Here is a 20,216-nt window from a genome sequence, read left to right as displayed (position 1 = left end):
CACTACCCTACGCGCTGATGCTCCCTTGCCTCGCAAATGTATGCAGTCGGGCTGTTGCCTGTTCGCGCAATAAGTACCGCCATCTGTCGGTGCCCTTTCAGCTTCATCTTCTTCCGAAGCTGGTCCGGGTTGACGTCTACCCCGCGTACGAGGATCTCAAGCGCCCCCGCTTGATAGTTGGCCAGTGCTGCCTTAAGACGCTTGAACGGCACAGCCTCTAAGAAACGGAAGCCACTCGTTGCTGCGGGAAGCTCATCACCCGTAAGAAATGCAATGTGCGGGTCCACCATCCACAAGCTGTGCCGGTGCGCCCAGTGGCGAACTAGCCCGGCGCGGATGATCGCTCCGTCGGGCTCGATCATCCAAGTACCTGGTTCGGCGACAGTGGTGTCGTCAGGCTCGTCCGACCTCACTATCTCTCGCGAACCGTCCGCGCGCAGCACCACCGCTTCGCGAATGCCGGATCCGAAACCTTCTGTGTACAGGCAGGTTTCTTTGACGCCGCCATCGAGAGAGACGACGCTGACGAGCCCGCTCCACTCGCTGTAGTCGATTCCGGGTGCACACTTTACTGCGAGTTCTCTGCCACGATGTGCTTCCACGAGGTCTGGCAGGGGTGGTAGGAGTTTTGCTGGGTCGGTGATTCGTCGGCCGTTGGCGCGTCGTGCTGGGTCAGCCACGATGACATCGGCGCGGCTAATGGGTTGCAGTGCATCGGCTTGGCAGAGGAGCACGTTGGCGTCGGCAAGGTTTGCTTGAGCCATCGCAAGCCGTACGCGATCGAGATCGGAGCCTATCCAAGAGAGCTGTTGTTTTCTTATCGACGCCCCTTCGCTTCCCACTGAACAGGTCACGTCGTGGACCGTGGCTGCTCCGAAATCCTTGATCAGCTGCGCTCTGTATTCGGCAACGAGCTGTGGCGTTGCTTGTTGCGCGGCGTCGCTATCGGTAAGCCAATGTTCGGGCATCTTCCCACGGGCGCTGCGCTGCGCAGCGAGTAACTCCGAAACGACACGGGCATGATCGCCGAATTCCTTTTCCAGTACGGCTCTGTCGCGAATTAGCGTACTTGGAATGAGTTCGAGGTCCGGTCCAAGCGCCAGAATCTTTTGCAGGTTGTCCCGTAGGAACCCAACCTCGTCCAAAGTAAAACTCATTTGGGCGTCCCGATCCTATCTGTCGGGTGCTGGTGGAAAAACTCGTGGTAGCGCGGATCATCGGCGGGGTCTCCGATGATCGGGCGCATGTCGGCGTTGCGTGCAAGTTTGACCGCATCCTCGAAGGTGTCGCAGGAGCACAGCTGTTGGAGTTGCCCCCATGTTGATGGCACGAAGCGAACGAGCCCGGCGCGCCATCCTTCCATGAGTAGCTTCGGGGAGAACCAGTTTGCGTCGTCTGCCTCGCCGGTTTCCGCGTCTGGTTCTTGTCCGATGGGTGCTTTTGCGAGGAAGCTGAAGGTGTCGAACCAGTTACCTCGGTGCGAGCAACCTACCCAGCGTGCAAATGGGATGAGGAGGTCGCTGCAGACGTTGAGTTCATTGGCCTGCAGCATGTCCGTAAGCGAGATCTCGTGCGAGACGAGTTTGAGCCGTTGGTCGTGGAAAGGACGTGCGTCGCCGAGTAGGGTTCCTTCGTCGTCAACGGCGAGCAGTGTTCCGGTTTCTTCGAACAATTCGCGAACAGCGGCAAACAGCAGGGCATGTGCCTTGTATTTGGTGACGCCGAGCCTTCGTGCAACAGAGACTGCCGACTTGCCAATCCACAGGTCTCCGTCATTCCAGGCGCGGGGTGGGAAGTCGCGACTATCGACGCCACCTCCGGGAAAAACTGTCATGCCTGGGTAGTTTTTCATGCTCATGACTCGTTCTTGCATCCACACCTTGATTCCGTCGGGAGTGTCGCGGATGAGGATGACGGTGGCAGACAGGCGTGACCCGTTGAACCCACTGGTTTCTGTTGCGTCGACGGCGTCTGTTGCGTCGACAGAAAATGCGCCGGTTTTGCGGTACACGGTGCTCCACCTCCTCGCGTGGTGTTATGCGCGGTGCGCACCACTTCGTGCGCTTCGTGCACGGCGTGCATAGAACCGGCCGTCGTCGTGCTGCACTTCGATTGGCTGATGATACGCCTTAGAGACGTTTTCACTGGTCAATACGTCTTCGATAAGACCTTGGGCGATCACTGTTCCTTCGTCGAGCAGCAAGGCATGTGTAAAACCATATGGGATTTCTTCCAGATGGTGGGTGATCATCACCATAGCTGGCGCATCGGGGTCGAGTGCGAGGTCGCCGAGGTATGCGATGAGGTCCTCGCGTCCGCCGAGATCCATACCTGCCGCCGGTTCGTCCATGATGAGCAGTTCTGGGTCGATCATGACCGCGCGGGCGATGAGGACGCGCTTCTTTTCTCCATCTGAGAGCGTTCCCCACGTGCGGTCGATAAGGTGCATAGCCCCGACCTGTTCCAGGACTTCGAGTGCTTGCTCGTAGTCGACGTCCTCGTACTGCTCGCGCCAACGCCCGACGACCGCGTAGCCTGCGGAGACGACGACGTCGCCAACTTTTTCACTTGGCGGAATCATCGAAGCAATCGCTGAGGACGTCAATCCGATTGCCGCGCGAAGGTCACGCATATCTGTTTTACCGATGCGCTCTCCGAGTACGAATGCGACGCCGCGCGATGGGAACTCTTGGGCAGCCGCCATTCGGATCAGTGTGGTCTTGCCGGCGCCATTTGGGCCGACGATGACCCAACGTTCGTCGAGCTCCACCTGCCAGTCGATAGGGCCAACAAGCGTGTTGCCTCCGCGAATAAACTCGACTCCTCGGAAGTCGATAAGCAGATCTGGATCAGTGGTTGGTTCGTTCACGGCTACCATTCTGGCTTCTTTCTACTTCGGCGTCTTGGTGGATAGAAAAACAAGCGACTGAGTTCTCAGTGTAACCATATCGTTGTATGAGAATCGCCACGGATGAAAGCGAACCCTTATGTCGATATTTAACGCGAGAGTTAGCTAGTCTGAGAGAAGAAAGAGCACACCTATAGGTGTGTCCGACTTCCATCGGCCACATGTGAGGACAAAAACGACATGGTTGCACGCTTTGGTATCGACGACGTACGCCCTCAAGTTTCCGGGCGAACTCTTCCGGCAAAGGCGGTGGTAGGTGAGGTTGTGCCAGTCTCTGCCCTGGTGTGGAGAGAAGGCCACGACGCTATCGCTGCAAGCTTGGTTATTACGGATCCGAATGGAGAACAGTACTCCATTCACATGCAGCAAGAACCGTACCGCCCGGACTACACCCATGCGGTGTTTGTCCCCGATGCTCAGGGGCTGTGGCGCTACCGCGTTGATGCGTGGAGTGACGTCATGGCGACGTGGCGCAACGCCGTCACAAAGAAGCTGGAGGCCGGGCAGACTACCGAAGAAATGGCGAACGACATCGCCCACGGCATCCACCTTTTTGAAGCCGCAATTGCGCAGACTCCGGCCCCAGACCGCGAGGTGCTCGAACGGGCCGCTGCGGCGCTTGATAATCCCGCGCTGCCACTGGCTGAACGAATTCTCGCCGGCATTTCTGACGAAGTACTCGAAGTACTCAATGCTTTTCCGCTTCGGGAGCTCGTCACCCATGGGCCTATTTGCGATATCTACGTAGAACGACGCGATGCGCTGGTGAACTCGTGGTACGAGCTCTTCCCGCGTTCCACCGGCGGTTGGGACGATGAAGGCAACCCGGTTCACGGTACCTGGGCTACCACTGCGAAGGCGCTCGATCGCGTTGCTGCAATGGGCTTTGACACGGTCTACTTCCCTCCTATCCACCCAATCGGTGAGATCAACCGGAAGGGCAAAGACAACACACTTGTCGCCGAGGAGGGTGATGTCGGCTCCCCGTGGGCGATCGGTTCACGAGACGGTGGGCACGATGCCTTCCACCCGCAGCTCGGTGGTGAGAAAGAGTTTTGCGCGATGCTTGACCATGCGCACGAACTCGGATTGGAGGTAGCGCTGGATTTGGCCTTGCAGGCTGCGCCGGATCACCCTTGGGCGAGCGAGCACCCCGACTTCTTCACCATCTTGGAAGACGGCACGATTGCTTACGCCGAGAACCCGCCGAAAAAGTACCAGGACATCTACCCGATCAACTTCGATAACAACCCGGAGAAGGTCTACGAGGAGATTTACCGGGTTGTCATGTACTGGGTAGACCTGGGCATCCGAACGTTCCGTGTGGACAATCCGCACACGAAGCCGGTGAACTTCTGGCACTGGTTGATCACCCGCGTCCACGAGACGCACCCCGACGTCATCTTCTTGGCCGAAGCGTTTACCCGCCCACCAGTGATGTACGGGCTGTCGAAGGCAGGGTTCTCCCAGTCCTACACTCACTTCACCTGGAAAGTATCTAAGGGTGACCTCATCGACTTCGCTGAGCACATGGTCGACGTCGCGGATGTCTCGCGCCCGAACCTCTTCGTGAACACGCCTGACATCTTGCACGCCTCGCTGCAGTACGGAGGTCCAGCCGCGTTCGCAATTCGCGCCACGCTTGCCGCCACAATGAGCCCATTGTGGGGCGTATATTCCGGCTTTGAGCTCTTCGAAGGCGAAGCCGTCGCAGAAGGTAGCGAAGAGTACAACCACTCCGAGAAGTATGAACTGCGCCCACGCGACTTCCAGACAGCCCTCGATAACGGGCAGTCTCTAGAGCCTTACATCACTTCGCTGAACCGCTTCCGCAAGGCGCAGCCTGCGCTGCAGCAGCTACGTCAAATTCGCTTCCATCACGTGGACAACGACCAGATCCTCGCGTACTCGAAGGTCGATGCGATCTCTGGCAACGCGGTCCTCGTCGTCGTTAATCTCGACCCTTGGAACGCGCAGGAAGGCACGCTGTACCTCGACGCGCCGGCAGTTGGTCTCGAATATGGTGCGCAGTTTGCCGTCCATGACTTGGTAACTGACGCGTACTACGACTGGGGATCAGAAAACTACGTGCGCCTCGCACCGGAAGTCAACGTCGCTCACATTCTGAAGCTGCCTGATGTTGCGCCGCAGAAGCGAGAAGCGCTCGCATTCCGACAAATTTCAGATCACGACTACCGCCCATAACAACCGCGACCAAACAGACGCTAGAAAGATCATTATGTCTGCAAATTCAGTCAACCCAGCACTGCTGATCCCGGCACACGATCGGCACCGCCTCCTCGAATGCAAGCACCACGCACCGCACGACTTCTACGGATGGCACGCAGCACCCGAGGGCTCCCTCATTCGCACCCGATTCCTCGGCGCAACGAACGTCGAGTTACTCATCCACGATGAGATCCGGCAAATGCAGTCCCTTGGCGACGATATTTGGGCGATCGGCTTGACCGACACCACTGCGCCCGACTATCGCTTCAAGGTGCACTACCCCGAGGGCGACCCGGTGACCGTCGCCGACGCATATCACTTCCTGCCTACACTCGGCACGCTCGACCTGCACCTGATTAGCGAAGGCCGCCACGAGCGTCTCTGGGAGGTGCTCGGCGCCAACGTCCGTACCTACGAGACGACGCTCGGCACCGTCACTGGTACCTCGTTCGCTGTATGGGCCCCGAACGCACAGGGCGTAGCCGTCGTCGGTGACTTCTGTGCATGGAACCCAAACCAGTACCCGATGCGCGTCCTCGGTTCGACTGGAGTGTGGGAGATCTTCATCCCGGGCATTGAGGCAGGCACCACGTACAAATTTGCAGTACAGACGTCCGACGGCCGTCGCATCGACAAGGCCGACCCTCTGGCGAAGCAAACGCTGACACCTCCAGAGACCGTCTCCGTGGTTGCCGCCCCTTCCGAGTTCAAGTGGACAGATGAGGATTGGGCGCAAAAGCGCTGCGAAGCAGACCCGACCAACTCCCCAATGAGCGTCTACGAGTGCCACGTCGGCTCATGGAAGAAGGGCGCAACCTTCCAGACGATGCGCGACGAGCTCGTACCGTACCTCATGGAAAACGGCTTCACCCATGTCGAGTTCCTCCCGGTAGCCGAGCATCCATTCGGTGGCTCTTGGGGCTACCAGGTCACGGGGTACTACGCTCCAACCGCCCGTTGGGGAACTCCAGATGATTTCCGCGCACTCGTCAACGACCTACACGCAGCAGGCATCGGGGTCATCGTCGACTGGGTGCCAGCCCACTTCCCGAAGGATGACTGGGCACTCGCCCGCTTCGACGGCACCGCCCTCTACGAGCACCCCGACTGGCGCCGTGGTGAGCAGAAAGACTGGGGCACCTACGTCTTTGACTTCGGACGCAACGAAGTTCGCAACTTCCTGGTCGCTAACGCCCTGTACTGGTGCGAAGAGTTCCACATCGATGGCCTCCGCGTCGACGCCGTCGCATCAATGCTCTACCTCGATTACTCCCGCCAGCCTGGCGAATGGCTCCCGAACCAGTTTGGTGGGCGCGAAAACTGGGACGCCGTCCAATTCCTGCAAGAGATGAACGCAACGGTTCACCGCAACCACCCAGGCATCGTGACCATCGCGGAGGAGTCTACTGCTTGGCCAGGCGTGACCGCTATGACGGAAAACGACGGCCTCGGTTTCTCCCTGAAGTGGAACATGGGCTGGATGAACGACACCCTCGAGTACTTCTCTCTCGACCCGATTCACCGCTCATACCACCACAACGAAATCACGTTCTCACTGGTCTACGCGTTTTCCGAGCAGTACGTCCTGCCGTTTAGCCACGACGAAGTAGTCCACGGCAAGGGCTCCCTCTGGCAGCGCATGCCAGGCGATGACTGGAACAAGGCTGCAGGCCTTCGCACGCTCTTCGGCTATATGTTCTCCCACCCAGGCAAGCAGCTCCTCTTCATGGGCTGTGACTGGGGCCAGACCACCGAGTGGGACGAAGCGAACTCAATCAACTGGGATAATATTTCCGACGGCTGGGGCCACGAGTACCACCGCGGTATCCAGCAACTGGTTCGCGACCTCAACCGGGTGTACGTCGACACCCCTGCGTTGTACGCGCAGGACAACGTGCCTGCCGGATTCCAGTGGGTCAAGGGCGACGACTCACAGCACAACATCCTCGCCTACCTCCGGTGGGATACCGAGGGCAACCCTGTGTTGGCCGTCATCAACATGTCCGGTTCTTCGCAGCCGCACTACCGGATCGGCCTACCAGTCGACGGTGAGTGGGAACTACTCATCAACACGGACGCAGGTGTCTACGGTGGCGCTAACAACGACCTGCCACACACCGTGCATAGCGACGACGTCGAGTGGGATCGATTCCCGCACTCGATCGAGCTGCACGTCCCAGCGATGAGCGCACAGCTGTACAAGCTTCGCCGCTAAATCAACAAAGCCCGGGCCTCAGAAGTTCCTGCAGGTCCGGGCTTTTGCATGTTTCGTTAGAACAGTGCACTCGCAAGCTTCGTACGAGCGGACAATACTCGCGGATCGCTGGCGTCGAAAAGCCCGAAGAGCTCGAGCAGTCGCTCTTTCGCCTCCGGTGACTGCTTGACCAAGCCCAACAGACGGTCGAATGCTTTCTCAGGCGCACCGGACACGAGCTCAGCATCAGCAGCCACCAGCTGTTTCGCGACATCGTCAGGGTGCTCCGCAGCATCAGCAATAGGATCAACCGACAAGTTCGCAGGGTCAAGCCGCTTGACGACGGCCACCGTCGCCTTCGCCTGCGCAACCTCTTTGTTACCAGGCTCCTCGCTCAGCATCGCATCGTAGATAGCCGTAGCCTGATCGAAATCACCTGCCTGCATCGCACGAGCTGCCTCTTCCAAACGCGGGTCCTCTGCTGGGGCAGCATCCTCAACGGGCTCCTCGTCTAGGCCCTGCAACTGCCTGCCAACGTTGCTCACCAATGCCTCGAGCCAAGGCTTCAATTCTTCCTCCGACTGATCCCCCTCGAAGCTCGTCAGTGGGCGCCCAGCAGCAAGCGCGAGCGTAGTCGGAACAATCCGTACACCAAGCGCCTGCGCGATCTGCGGAGTGGCATCAGCATCAACGTATGCGTACGCGAATCCTCGCTGACCGGTAGCCAACTTGGTCAACGTCGCCCGTAGCGACTCCGAATCAGCTGAACGCGCACTACCGACATGAACGACAACCGGAATCTGCATTGAGCGCTGCAGTACCTTGGCTTCCAAATCTGCCTCAGTAACCGTAAATACTGGGACAAACCCCTCGCGCTGCATTTCCTCGCGGGCCTCCGCTTGCTTCGCTACCTGAGCTAAATCAACGGCCCCTGCCGTAAATTGTGGTCCTGTCACGTCCTAGTTCTCCTCAAGATGCTTGTTCAAAGACTCCATCTTCTGGTGGAGCATATCTGTAAACCCACGGCGGATATCCGCCTTAATCACCAGCGAAACACGTGGAGACACTTCCTCCACCGCTTGCGTCGCACGCTTAATAACGTCCATGACTTCGTCCCATTCACCCTCAACCGTGGTGAACATGGCTGTCGTCTCATTCGGCAGCCCCGATTCACGAACTACTTTCACGGCGCGTGCCACGGCCTGCGACATCTCCGCGTTCGGCGTGTCAGTGACGGCTGGTGCTACTGAAAATGCTGCAATCATGCCTCATACCCTACCGCCTCGACCAACAATGTTTATGCCAGTGCCGACGATCATCCGCCCCGCGCCCCACTTCTTTCGGCCACGCAACGACATGGGCTACTCCCGGAGGAATGTTCTGATTACATCCCGGGCACACGTAGAACTTCCGCGCTGCGGAAGAGCCAATCTGTCGCACTTTGTAGATCTCACCATGCGTCCACCGCGGCCCTTCCATTTCCTGGGTGCCGATAAAGGTGGACCCATCCCGCGGGAGTATATAGCTCGGCTGGATGTTTTGACGCCGATTTCTTCGCGGCACTGCTACATCGCTCCTCTAAAACAGGCGCAGCTCATCTGATTCAATTCCACGCAGGTCGTCATAGTCCAGCACAATACAGCGAAAACCACGATCTTCCGCGAGCGTGCGGGCCTGAGGCTTAATCTCCTGCGCAGCGAACACACCCTGTACTGGACGAAGTACGCTATCGCGGTTAAGCAGTTCAACATACCTGCTGAGCTGCTCGACGCCGTCGATCCCTCCCCGGCGTTTCACCTCAACGGCAACTGTCTTGCCGTCTGCATCCTTGGCGAGCAGGTCAACTGGGCCAATCGCCGTCGGATACTCACGGCGGACGAGCGTAAACCCATCGCCGAGCGTAGAAATATGCTCAGCCAACAGCTCCTGTAGGTGCGCTTCCACCCCGTCCTTCACAAGACCTGGATCTTCACCGAGCTCCACGTTGGTATCAGACACGATCTCCTCGACCGTTATGCGAAGCTGTTCGCCTTTTGGGTTCTCCACGATCCACAACTCGTCCCCCGTGTCTTCCCCATCAATATCCACGACGGCTTGTTCACGTATCGTGCACGGCGGTGTCATCCAGTTCAGTGGTTTATAAGCACGGTCGTCTGCGTGGATCGACACAGACCCGTCAGCTTTCATCAAAATAAGGCGAAGCGCAGACGGCAAATGCGCATCGAGACGACCAACATAATCTACTGAACAGCGAGCAATGACAAGACGCATGGATACTAGGCTACCGGTCGTGTCATTCTGTACGGAATTATCCCGCTAGTAGCGCTGATCGCGGCCGCGGTCACGCAGCGCACGCCGACGCAGCGCCTCGTAATCAACCTTTTCCTGCCGCTCATCAGGTGCAGACTCAATCCATGAAATCAACGCCATCTGCGCGCGCTTCTGGCCCGCGAATTCAATATCGCCATCGGCACCGTGCAGCAGTACGGCTTCCTTAATCCCTGGCATGAACGACTGCTCTTCTTGACTCAGCGCTCGCATTCCCTCGAAGCTGGTCTGGGTGCGCTCAATGCACATGTCGTACTGGAATGACAAGGACCGCAGTTTATAAAAACGGAGCTCCTCCGCGTGATAGATTAGCACACCGTGGCGCCAACCGTGGACCCCGGTGGCCGGGAGTTGTCGGAACAGGCCTATCGCGCCGGAGTTGCGGAACATTAAAAAGCGCCACACGCACACAGTGATAACAAAGAACACAAAGAACAATGCCACGTACAGTAAAACGATCACATTGCACCTCTGCTTCGTTCAAACCGACCTTGATGAAAGTATGCGCTTCATTTTAGCGACCTTCGCTGCCAGTGCAAGCAACGAAGAAACGGAAAGCCCCGCTGCTAAAACAGCGGGGCTTTACAAGGTTGAGCGTGGCGCTCTACCTTCCTCCTACGCGGTGACCGCGTTAGCGAGATTCACTGCGACGGACGGCAGCAAGCTCGGCCTCTGCACGAGACTTCGCGAGTGCGTCATCAATGTTCTGAAGCTCTGCCTGAGCTTCATCACGATTCACTTCGTGGGCGAAGATGGCGTAATCCGCAAGAATGGTCACTTTGTCACCTTGCACGGAAAGGAACCCACCCTGGACGGCGGCGACGATGCGCTCGCCGTCGATTGGGCGGATGGTCACGACACCATTGTCCTTGAGCTGACCAAGGATGGGTTCGTGGCCAGGCAGAATGCCGATCTCACCTTCGGTAGTCTGAGCAGTCACGATGCTTGCTGGACCCTTCCAGAGCAAACGGTCTACCGAGACTAATTGAGCGGTAAGTTCAGCCATTATTGCCTCCTAGCCCTGCAGCTTCTTGTAGGCAGCCTCAACGTCATCCAAGCCACCCAGGCCGTTGAATGCCTGCTCTGGGTATGCATCGAATTCACCGTTGCACAGCTTCTCGAAGGCATCGATGGTCTCCTCGAGAGGTACGTAGGAGCCCTCGTCGCCGGTGAACTTCTTAGCGACGAAGAAGTTCTGGCCCAGGAAGCGCTCGATCTTACGAGCACGCATAACCGTGACCTTATCCTCTTCGGAAAGCTCGTCCATACCGAGAATTGCGATGATGTCCTGCAGTTCCTTGTTCTTCTGCAGAATACCGATAACTCGCTGTGCAACCTCGTAGTGACGCTCGCCAACGATACCTGGCTCAAGGATGCGCGAGGTCGAGGTCAGCGGATCCACTGCTGGGTAAATACCCTTGGAAGCAATGGAACGCGAAAGCTCGGTCGTCGCGTCCAGGTGAGCGAAGGTCGTGGCCGGAGCCGGGTCGGTGTAGTCGTCAGCCGGAACATAAACTGCCTGCAGCGACGTAATCGAACGGCCCTTGGTCGAGGTAATGCGTTCCTGGAGAACACCCATCTCGTCTGCCAGCGTTGGCTGGTAGCCCACGGCCGATGGCATACGACCCAGCAGGGTCGAAACCTCAGAACCAGCCTGGGTGAAACGGAAGATGTTATCGATGAACAGGAGCACGTCCTGGTTCTGAACATCGCGGAAGTACTCCGCCATGGTCAGGCCGGACAGCGCGACACGCATACGAACCCCTGGCGGCTCATCCATCTGGCCGAAAACAAGGGCCGTATCTGGAAGAACGCCCATGTCCTCCATCTCGAGGAAGAGGTCCGTACCCTCACGGGTACGTTCGCCGACGCCGGCGAACACGGAGGTACCGGAGAACTCGCGTGCAATACGCGTAATCATCTCCTGGATGAGAACTGTCTTACCGACACCAGCACCACCGAAGAGGCCAATCTTGCCACCCTTCACGTAAGGGGTAAGCAGGTCGATGACCTTAATGCCGGTCTCAAGGATCTCGGTCTTACCTTCCAAGTCCTTGAACGCTGGTGGCTCGCGGTGGATGCCCCAACGCTCACCACCGACGCCGACCGATGGGTCGTCCAAGCACTGACCAAGCGCGTTAAACACGTGGCCCTTGACCTGGTCGCCAACCGGAACGGAGATCGGATTGCCGGAGTCGCGTACCTGTGCGCCACGGACCAGACCGTCGGTTGGTGCCATGGCGATCGTGCGGACGAGGCTGTCACCCAAGAACTGGGCTACCTCAAGCACGATGGTGCGGGACATTTCGCCGAGGTCGATGTCAACCTCAAGCGCGTTGTACAAAGCGGGCAGCTCGCCACGCGGGAACTCCACGTCGACGACTGCGCCGATGACGCGCACGACGCGGCCATTCTCAGACCCTGCCGGGTTCTGAGCGAAATCGGACTCATTCTGAGCCTGACCCGTTGGCTCCTCGCCGAGCTCGTCGTAAGAGTGAGCAGTAGTCATGATTTAGTCACTTTCTCCACTACCAGACAGCGCGCCAGCGCCGCCGATAATCTCGGTGATTTCCTGGGTAATTTTTGCCTGACGGGCTTGGTTAGCCTCACGGGACAAGTTGTTCGCCAATTCGGTCGCATTGTCCGTAGCGTTCTTCATCGCCGTACGACGTGAAGCGGACTCCGCTGCAGATGCCTCCAAGAAAATCGAGTACAGCGAGCGAGAAACATACGCCGGAAGCAGTTCGTCCATCAGCGTATCCGCATCAGGTTCGAAATCCATGTCCGGTTGCACATCCCCACTTGTGGTGAGCATGTCTTCCTGCTCGTACTCGTAATCCTCAAGCACCGGCTCAATTGGGAGCAACTGGTGCACCCTGGCTTCTTGTGTCAACATCGACACAAATTCTGTGTACACCACGTGTACCTGGTCGAAGCCACGAACCTCCTGACCCTCAGGGCCATGCAGGCCCTCGCGCCACTTAGCGGTCCCTTCAGAGCTCGCCATGAAGCCGTCGATCAGGTGACGACGAACGTCGTGGGTCGCTTCCCACGAAGGCTTCTGGGACCAACCAGTCCAAGAGCCTTCGACCTCCATATCGCGGAAACGGTAGTGGGTCACGCCCTTACCGCCCGTGATGTAGCGGACGACTTCGTAGCCAGCTTCCTCAAGCATGCGCTCGAGCTCTGCTGCCTTCTTCAACACGTTGTGGTTATACCCGCCGGCCATACCGCGGTCTGATGTGACCACGAGGACTGCTGCGACTCGACCATTCTCACGCTCACGGAGCATGGGGTGATCGAGGGAGCTCGCAGCTGCGAGGCGTTCCATGACGTCTTTCAACTCGTCGGCATACGGCTTTGCCGCTTCGACGCGCTGCTGTGCCTTGGTGATCTGCGAAGTCGCGATCAGCTCCTGGGCTTTAGTGATTTTCTTCGTGGAGTTTACAGACCTAATACGGTCACGTAGTTCGCGAAGTGTTGCCATGGTTTACTCTCCTCCCTTCCTATATGTAGACGTTTACGTCTTGTTCCAAGAACTACTTCTTGGAACGGCCGACGTTAAGGGTATTTTTCTTGACCTCACGCTTGTCCAGCGGATCCGCCTCTGGCTCGCGCACGATGTGCTCACCGGTGGAGGACTGGAACGAGCGAGCGAAGTCATCATTGACGCGCAGCAGCGTCTGCTTGCTCGTATCGTCGAGCGCAGCGCCACCGGAGATCTGTTCGTAGACTTCCGGAGCGACGGAGCGAATGTGCTCCTGCAGCTCGAACTCGTAGCGACGCACGTCTTCGACGGGAACGACGTCAAAGGCGCCTTCGTTTGCAAGCCAGATAGATACGATCTGGAACTCAACAGGCTGCGGAGCGTTCTCCGACTGCTTGAGGAGCTCTACGAGACGCTGACCGCGCTCGAGCTGGCGCTTCGAAGCTGCATCGAGGTCGGACGCGAACGCAGCGAACGCTTCCAGGTCACGGTATGCAGCAAGGTCGAGACGCAGGTTACCTGCAACCTTCTTCATACCCTTAGTCTGCGCAGCGCCACCGACACGGGACACGGAGATACCCACGTCAATAGCTGGGCGAACACCCTGGTTGAAGAGGTCGGACTGGAGGAAGACCTGGCCGTCTGTAATCGAGATGACGTTGGTAGGAATGAACGCACCCACGTCGTTAGCCTTCGTCTCGATGATCGGCAGTGCGGTCAACGAGCCTGCACCCAGCTCATCGTTGAGCTTCGCAGCACGCTCCAGCAGACGAGAGTGCAGGTAGAACACGTCACCTGGGTATGCCTCGCGGCCTGGTGGACGACGCAGCAGCAACGAGATGGCACGGTATGCCTCTGCCTGCTTGGTCAGGTCATCGTAAATCACCAGCACGTGCTTGCCCTGGTACATCCAGTGCTGGCCCAGCGCTGCACCAGAGAATGGTGCGAGCCACTTGAAGCCTGCGGAGTCGGATGCAGGTGCAGCCACAATCGTGGTGTACTCAAGCGCGCCGTGCTGCTCGAGGGTTGCACGAACGCCAGCGATCGTGGAGCCCTTCTGGCCCACCGCGACGTAGATGCAACGAACCTGCTTCGACGGATCTCCGGTCTCCCAGAAGTGCTTCTGGTTCAGGATCGTGTCGATGCAGACTGCAGTCTTACCAGTCTTACGGTCACCAATGACGAGCTGACGCTGACCACGACCGATTGGGGTCATGGCGTCAATAGCCTTGATACCGGTCTGCATTGGTTCCTCAACCGGCTGGCGGTCGAGAACGCCTGCAGCCTGCAGCTCAAGCGCGCGCTCTTCGTTGGATTCAATTGGACCAAGGCCGTCAATTGGCTGGCCCAGTGGGTTAATAACGCGGCCGAGGAATTCCTCCCCAACCGGGATGGACAGAACTTCGCCTGTCCGCTTTACTTGGTCGCCCTCGGTGAGGATCTCGAAATTACCCAGAACCACGACACCGATCGAATCGGTCTCAAGGTTCTGTGCGACGCCAATGACGCCGTTCGGAAACTCGAGCAGCTCATTCGTCATGCATCCTGGCAGCCCGGAAACCTGGGCAATACCATCTGCAGCCGAAGTCACCACGCCGACCTCCTCACGGGAGGCCTCCGCGGAGTAGCTCGAGGTGTAGTTCGCTATCGCGCTACGGATCTCATCGGAGGAGATCGTCAGCTCCGCCATGTTCTTCCTGCTCTCGGTAGTTTGTTCCAGCATTATCTCTTACTAAAGGGTCGCGTTGGCGAGAAGGTCGGTGCGCATGCGGTTCAACTTACCGCGCGTCGACCCGTCAATCAGTTCATCGCCGACTCGGATGGTCAGTCCACCGAGGAGGCTGGGGTCAACCTCAGAATGGATCGCCATCTCACGACCGTAAATGTTCTCAAGTTTCTGTGCCAGTGCATCGCGCTGCGCATCAGAGAGCGCCTGTGCGGTGACCACACGTGCCACGGCCTTCCCACGCAACGCGGCGACGTCAGCTGCCAGAGCTGCGAGATCGTCTACCGGGTGGTGTTCTGGACGGCCAATGACCTGCAAAGCTAGCGCTTCAGTAACCGTGGTGACCTTGCCGTAAATGACATTCGCAAGCAGACCGCGCTTCTGTGCGGCTGTAGCGGTTCGGTCGGAGAGAAGCTGAGTAAGCTTCCGCTCCTTCTCAAGCAAGGTGGAGAGTTGGTACAGCTCGTTTTCGACCTGCTCCAACTGCCCTTGAGCCTCCGCGCCCTTCATCAGCGCGCGTCGACCTAGGTTGATCAGGCCTGCGCGGAACTCGCGCGGGTTTGACCACTCCTCGGAAGCTGCTGCAGCAAGGATCTGTGCCGTAGGCTCTGCCACCTTGGCACCGAAAACATCGTTGATGATCCCGCGACGCTGCGCGGCATCAAGCGAGTTATCAGCGACAGCGATGCGCAGTGCACGCTCGGCGTCCAGCTGATCCACGGTCAGGAACAGTTCCGTACCAAGCTGCAATGCAACAGCAACGGTGTCCCCTGCCCCTTGAATCAGCTGATCAAGCTGCTCAGAAACTTTTGTTTGTGCTTCGCGACTAGCTGCCTTCATTTCGCCTACTTCCTCGTAGAAACGTTGTCGAGTTCGGCGAGGAAAGCATCAATCGTGTTCGAGCGGCGGGTATCATCCGAAAGCTCGGTACCCAGCAGACGCTCTGCCAGACTGATGGAGTTCTGACCCATCTCGTTGCGCAGTTCAGCGACGACCTGCTCGCGGGAAGCCAGAAGCTGCTTTTCGCCTGCTTCAACAATTCGACGAGACTCTTCCTCAGCGCGCTCACGAAGTTCTGCCTGAATCTCCTTGCCCTTTGCCCGGGCAGCTTCACGGATCTCAGCAGCTTCGGCGCGTGCCTCAGCGAGTTCAGCGTTGTTCTTTTCTAGAGCAGCCTTAGCCTCGGCCTGGGCAACCTGAGCACGCTCAATGCCGCCCTTGATTCGGTCTTCGCGCTCCGCCAGCACTTCCTGGTACTTCGGAAGGACATACTTCCTGAAGAGCAAGAACACGATGACGAAGACAACGGTCGACCAAACCACGTCGTACATGGCAGGCAGGAGAATGGACGGCTCCGTCTCGAGCGGAAGCTTCTCTCCCTCTGCCAACACGAAAATATCGTTGACGTTAGTCATTGGTTGCTCCTGATCTAAAAAGTGTACGTGGAATTCGTGAGTTCTTTTTAGAACAGGAAGCCTGCAACGAGGCCAATCAGGGCAAGTGCCTCAACGAAGGCGATACCCAGGAACATGGTGGTACGCAGCTGGCCAGCCATCTCTGGCTGACGTGCCATACCCTCAACGGTCTTACCGACCAGCATGCCGATGCCGATGCCAGGGCCGATGGTTGCGAGGCCGTAGCCGATGGTGCCGAGACCGGTGTATTCGGTAGCGGCTGCTGCCTGAGCAAGAATGATGTCGTTCATGTGAAAGTCGTTCCCTTTCTTGGTGTCTGCTTGCAACGGTTCCCGCAAGCAAACGAGTGACAATTTGTATGGGGTTTATTCAGTTTGACCAGTAGGTTGCGCTTTGTTAGTGCGCGTCTGCATGCAGCGACAGTTCGATGTACACCGCAGTCAACAGAGCGAAGATGTACGCCTGCAGGAAGATAATGATTAACTCATACAGGGTGAACAGCAACGCCGCGATCAGGGTCAGCCCTGACACACTCGTCCAGGCCGAGATCTGCCAGAAGAAGAAGTTCGTAGCAGAGTACAGCAGAACGAGAATGATGTGGCCAGCCAGGAAGTTCGCCATAAGACGAAGTGCCAGCGTGACCGGACGCAGAATGAACGTCGAGAAGAACTCGATCGGCACAACAAGGAAGTGCAGAGCGAACGGCAACCCAGGAATCACGGTCGAGTGCTTGAAGAAGGCAACGCCGTAGCGCTGCACGCCCGCGTAGATCATCGCAATGTAGGCAACAACAGCCAGCACAATCGGCATACCGATACGTGCGTTTGGCGAGATGTTGAGGCCAGGGATGATCGTGGCGACATTCATGAACAGGATCGTGAAGAAGATTGTCGCGATTACCGGCAAGAAACGCCGGCCCTCTTTCTTCCCCAGCGTGTCTTCGGCGATGTGGATGCGGACGAAATCCACGCCCAACTCACCGATATTCTGCAGACCCTTAGGAACCAGTTTTGGCTTCCTAAAAGCAATAACAAAGAGGACCACCAGTACTGCCGCCATGAACAGGCGAACCAGCATGATACGGTCCAGCGCGAACCAGCCATTGGCGAAATCTTCACCAATAAACTGGTCGAACGTGTGCCCCGGGAAAAATTCTGGACCCAATTGGGGTGCGTGGAATGTACCCTTCATGGCCAAAGTTGTAACGCTCAGCGTTCTCTCCCGTTCTCGGGCCGCACTTAACGTGCGGTGCGATGGACGTCTCCAACAAGCTGTCTCCGTGGCGGACTCCGTCGCACATCTTCTACCACGGGACAGGGGATGTATTTTCGTGCTTCTTCCAGCGAAAAATAAGGAAGCAGCAGACCTTAACTAACCCGCCCGATACTTTAACAGGTCACAGCGTATTTTCACGCTTTAGGGGGTCTTCCAAAGCTTCTTCTGAGCATTTTTCGGTTACACGCCACTAAAATATGGCTGGTACTGGCGTTTTCACCTAAAATGTTACTTCCCCCACACCCGTTCCAAAAAGGGGTAGACACCCACAAATTCGGTAGGAATTCCCCTACATTCCGACATAGAAAAGCGTTGCCACCCCAAGGCGAGGGGGTAGCAACGCAAATGTCTGTATGTCTTAAGGCTTCTGAATATATGCCGTTCGTACGCTCAGTACCCCCATAGCTTCGGCGCCTAACGCAACAACAAGTGCCGCGATCGTAGTTACACCGAATGCTGTCGAGTCGTAAAACGTTGCGTTCCGAAGCCCGAGCAAGATAAGCACGATGACGACCATCTTGATGAGCCAACCGCCGAGGACGACAGCCATCGTGGTTGTAGGGGTGGAATTAGACGTCGCAAGAACACTGATAGCGGTCAACAGCACAAAGCCACCACCAATACCGACCCCCATCAATACAGCCCAAAGACCTGGCGCGCCGCTCACGGCTCCCCATGCCATCAGCGAGATGATAAGCAGCGCCAGCAATGCCAACGTTCCAAAGCGCAGTGCACGCAGCAGCGGCCGCCGTTGGTTCTCATACTGCTCAGTGTCTGACACTTCCAGGTTCGGCGTCACAGGGTTCTTTGGAGTATCCACGATTGGACATCCTACACAGATACAGGGCCAATCTTGCCTTTCAGCCATGGAATGAGCGTCGCAACAAAGGCCACCACCAACGAAAGGACGGTAAAAGCTACAGCAAATCGGGTGGGGACGATCGAAAAGCTCACCGCACCGAGGGCTACTGCAGAAATCCACATGTAGAGCACCAATACCGTGCGTCGGTGCGTATGCCCGAGGCGAAGCAGTCGGTGGTGAATATGTCCGGCGTCTGCCTCCCACGGTCGCTGGCCACGGATCACACGTCGGATGACCGCCCAAATCAGGTCAAGCAACGGCAAGGCAATTGCAGCAAACACAACGATGATTGGGCTCACTAATGCCACCATGTCTGCAGCCCCATAGAGTGACATGTTGATCTTGCCCGACGCTGACGTCGACGCGGCTGCCAGCAGCAATCCAATAAGCATCGCGCCTGAGTCCCCCATGAAAATTCGGGCGGGCTCGAAATTATGCGGCAAGAACCCGGCACAAATTCCGACGAGAATCGAGCAAATGATCGCTGGCGGGTAGGCCGAAACAGCACCCCCCTGGTCGTGGAGCACGGTGAGGGAGAAGAGGAGAATCGCTCCCCCAGCGATCATCCCTAACCCGGCTGCTAGGCCGTCGATGCCATCGACAAAATTCACCGCATTAATGATGAGCACCGTGAAGAACGCGGACAGCAACATACCCTGCACTTGATCGAGGATTAGCGTGGTCCCCTCCCCAAACGGGACGTAAAAGACGGTAAAGACCAGTCCAAGAAAGCTCATGAGGCCAGCTACCAAGAGTTGTCCGCACAGCTTTACGACGGCCCCAAGCTCGTAGAGGTCGTCGATAATTCCAAGAATCACGATGCCGCTCGCACCAGCGAAGACTGCCGTCATTTCGGGCGTCACCGGTGCGAACCCACGTGTGAGCGCTGGGAGCTGCTGCGCAAGAAAAAGGGCGCATACGAGCCCTGTAAACATGGCAAGGCCACCGACAGAAGGCGTCGGCTGGGTATGCACATCGCGTTTGCGGATCTCTGCCACCCTGCCCGTCCGAACGAGCGCTGTGCGCACCACGCCTGTAAGCAGGTAGGTGATCGCTGCGGCAACAAGCAGAACCAAGCCCAATTCACGCAGCGGGACTCCGGCGCCGCCCATCTACTTCCTCCGCAACTGGTCTGGGTCAAGTTTTAGGACTTGAGAAATGCGTTCCGTGCTGATAGCTCCCTCTCGCAGGATGACTGGGCTAGGGCCAGAAATATCGATAATCGTTGACGGGGTGCCAACTTCGGCGGGCCCACCCTCGAGATACACGCCGACTGCCTCCCCGAACTGCTGGCGTGCAGCAGCCGCGTTGAGCGCTGGTGGATTGCCCGTCAGGTTCGCCGACGAGACCGCCATCGGGCCAGTTCGCTGCAGAAGTTCAAGCGCCAGGGGTTGATTCGGCATCCGCAACAACACGGTGCCACGAGTGTCGCCGAGATTCCAGGGAAGGCTCGGGGCTTCCGGAACGACGATCGAAAGCCCTCCCGGCCAAAATGCTTCAACAAGAGTTTTAGCGGTGTCCGTGAACTCCCGCACGAGCCCCTGGATAGTAGTCCAAGACCCTACCAACACTGGTACTGGCATATCGGGGCCCCGCCGCTTCGTTTCCAGCAGTGTCGCCACCGCCTGGTTATTAAATGCGTCGGCGCCGATGCCGTAGACGGTGTCAGTAGGAAGGACGATGCAACGCCCCTCTTTCACTGCGGCTTCTGCTGCCTGCAGTCCTTGTTCGCGTTCTTCTGGTTCGAGGCACTGGAAAACCCTACTCGCCATAATGCTCCTCGTTTTCTTTG

At 57.7% G+C, this 20,216-nt stretch carries 21 protein-coding genes; 2 read left to right on the top strand and 19 right to left on the bottom strand.

What is annotated here, in order from left to right; genetic code table 11:
* Window positions 1-2: 2 nt before the first annotated feature.
* From KBP54_RS05015 to KBP54_RS05005, 3 genes are read right to left on the bottom strand one after another with little or no spacing between them, the layout of a single operon-like run.
* Complete coding sequence (locus tag KBP54_RS05015) at window positions 3-1,157, bottom strand: THUMP-like domain-containing protein (protein WP_070362602.1); 1,155 nt, start codon at window positions 1,155-1,157, stop codon at window positions 3-5.
* Window positions 1,154-2,011 carry an NUDIX hydrolase gene (locus KBP54_RS05010; RefSeq protein WP_070362603.1) on the bottom strand — a complete coding sequence of 286 codons (858 nt, stop codon included), beginning with the start codon at window positions 2,009-2,011 and terminating at the stop codon, window positions 1,154-1,156. Before KBP54_RS05010 ends, KBP54_RS05015 begins: the two co-directional genes overlap by 4 nt.
* A gap of 24 nt (window positions 2,012-2,035) precedes the next feature.
* The gene (locus KBP54_RS05005) at window positions 2,036-2,878 is read right to left on the bottom strand and encodes an ABC transporter ATP-binding protein (RefSeq protein WP_070362604.1); all 843 of its coding nucleotides are present in this window, start codon (window positions 2,876-2,878) and stop codon (window positions 2,036-2,038) included.
* Between the two features lie 210 nt (window positions 2,879-3,088).
* On the opposite strand from KBP54_RS05005, the gene KBP54_RS05000 reads away from it, so the two are divergent.
* Window positions 3,089-5,113: a maltotransferase domain-containing protein gene (locus KBP54_RS05000; protein ID WP_070362605.1), complete on the top strand. Its 2,025-nt coding sequence runs from the start codon at window positions 3,089-3,091 to the stop codon at window positions 5,111-5,113.
* A gap of 34 nt (window positions 5,114-5,147) precedes the next feature.
* Window positions 5,148-7,352 carry a 1,4-alpha-glucan branching protein GlgB gene (gene glgB / locus KBP54_RS04995; RefSeq protein WP_256006510.1) on the top strand — a complete coding sequence of 735 codons (2,205 nt, stop codon included), beginning with the start codon at window positions 5,148-5,150 and terminating at the stop codon, window positions 7,350-7,352.
* A gap of 56 nt (window positions 7,353-7,408) precedes the next feature.
* Here the strand turns inward: glgB and KBP54_RS04990 are convergent, their stop codons facing one another.
* The 16 genes from KBP54_RS04990 to KBP54_RS04915 all read right to left on the bottom strand — a co-directional run bounded on the left by KBP54_RS04990 (window position 7,409) and on the right by KBP54_RS04915 (window position 20,196).
* Window positions 7,409-8,287: a tetratricopeptide repeat protein gene (locus tag KBP54_RS04990; RefSeq protein WP_070362606.1), complete on the bottom strand. Its 879-nt coding sequence runs from the start codon at window positions 8,285-8,287 to the stop codon at window positions 7,409-7,411.
* A 3-nt stretch (window positions 8,288-8,290) separates the two neighbouring features.
* Window positions 8,291-8,596: an MTH1187 family thiamine-binding protein gene (locus KBP54_RS04985; RefSeq protein ID WP_070362607.1), complete on the bottom strand. Its 306-nt coding sequence runs from the start codon at window positions 8,594-8,596 to the stop codon at window positions 8,291-8,293.
* A gap of 10 nt (window positions 8,597-8,606) precedes the next feature.
* A complete protein-coding gene (locus KBP54_RS04980; RefSeq protein WP_071573411.1) occupies window positions 8,607-8,894 on the bottom strand; it encodes a hypothetical protein in 288 nt (95 codons plus the stop codon).
* Between the two features lie 15 nt (window positions 8,895-8,909).
* The gene (nucS, locus tag KBP54_RS04975; protein ID WP_070479532.1) at window positions 8,910-9,602 is read right to left on the bottom strand and encodes an endonuclease NucS; all 693 of its coding nucleotides are present in this window, start codon (window positions 9,600-9,602) and stop codon (window positions 8,910-8,912) included.
* A gap of 45 nt (window positions 9,603-9,647) precedes the next feature.
* Window positions 9,648-10,088, bottom strand: a complete 441-nt coding sequence (locus KBP54_RS04970; protein WP_256000481.1) for a DUF2550 domain-containing protein — start codon at window positions 10,086-10,088, stop codon at window positions 9,648-9,650.
* Between the two features lie 202 nt (window positions 10,089-10,290).
* Window positions 10,291-10,665 carry a F0F1 ATP synthase subunit epsilon gene (locus KBP54_RS04965; RefSeq protein WP_070362610.1) on the bottom strand — a complete coding sequence of 125 codons (375 nt, stop codon included), beginning with the start codon at window positions 10,663-10,665 and terminating at the stop codon, window positions 10,291-10,293.
* Between the two features lie 9 nt (window positions 10,666-10,674).
* Entirely contained in the window at window positions 10,675-12,168 is a 1,494-nt protein-coding gene (gene atpD / locus KBP54_RS04960) for a F0F1 ATP synthase subunit beta (RefSeq protein ID WP_070362611.1), read from the bottom strand.
* 3 nt (window positions 12,169-12,171) lie between these two features.
* Window positions 12,172-13,146 (bottom strand): F0F1 ATP synthase subunit gamma, encoded by a 975-nt coding sequence (locus tag KBP54_RS04955; protein ID WP_070362612.1) that lies wholly within the window; start codon window positions 13,144-13,146, stop codon window positions 12,172-12,174.
* Between the two features lie 52 nt (window positions 13,147-13,198).
* The gene (gene atpA, locus KBP54_RS04950) at window positions 13,199-14,869 is read right to left on the bottom strand and encodes a F0F1 ATP synthase subunit alpha (RefSeq protein WP_256006507.1); all 1,671 of its coding nucleotides are present in this window, start codon (window positions 14,867-14,869) and stop codon (window positions 13,199-13,201) included.
* Between the two features lie 9 nt (window positions 14,870-14,878).
* Window positions 14,879-15,712, bottom strand: coding sequence for a F0F1 ATP synthase subunit delta (locus tag KBP54_RS04945; protein ID WP_070362614.1), 834 nt, complete (start codon window positions 15,710-15,712; stop codon window positions 14,879-14,881).
* Between the two features lie 5 nt (window positions 15,713-15,717).
* A complete protein-coding gene (locus tag KBP54_RS04940) occupies window positions 15,718-16,287 on the bottom strand; it encodes a F0F1 ATP synthase subunit B (protein ID WP_256006505.1) in 570 nt (189 codons plus the stop codon).
* 47 nt (window positions 16,288-16,334) lie between these two features.
* Entirely contained in the window at window positions 16,335-16,577 is a 243-nt protein-coding gene (locus tag KBP54_RS04935) for an ATP synthase F0 subunit C (protein WP_070362616.1), read from the bottom strand.
* Between the two features lie 106 nt (window positions 16,578-16,683).
* Window positions 16,684-17,478, bottom strand: a complete 795-nt coding sequence (atpB, locus tag KBP54_RS04930; RefSeq protein WP_070362617.1) for a F0F1 ATP synthase subunit A — start codon at window positions 17,476-17,478, stop codon at window positions 16,684-16,686.
* 442 nt (window positions 17,479-17,920) lie between these two features.
* Entirely contained in the window at window positions 17,921-18,382 is a 462-nt protein-coding gene (locus tag KBP54_RS04925; RefSeq protein WP_256006503.1) for a Cg1360 family ATP-synthase-associated protein, read from the bottom strand.
* Between the two features lie 11 nt (window positions 18,383-18,393).
* Entirely contained in the window at window positions 18,394-19,536 is a 1,143-nt protein-coding gene (locus KBP54_RS04920; protein ID WP_256006501.1) for an MraY family glycosyltransferase, read from the bottom strand.
* Window positions 19,537-20,196 (bottom strand): L-threonylcarbamoyladenylate synthase, encoded by a 660-nt coding sequence (locus KBP54_RS04915; RefSeq protein WP_256006499.1) that lies wholly within the window; start codon window positions 20,194-20,196, stop codon window positions 19,537-19,539.
* Window positions 20,197-20,216: the final 20 nt, after the last annotated feature.

The sequence above is a fragment of the Corynebacterium pseudogenitalium genome (assembly GCF_024453815.1).
Classification (GTDB): domain Bacteria; phylum Actinomycetota; class Actinomycetes; order Mycobacteriales; family Mycobacteriaceae; genus Corynebacterium; species Corynebacterium pseudogenitalium.
Note: the sequence above shows the minus strand (reverse complement) of the source record. Positions and strands in the feature narration are given on the sequence as shown.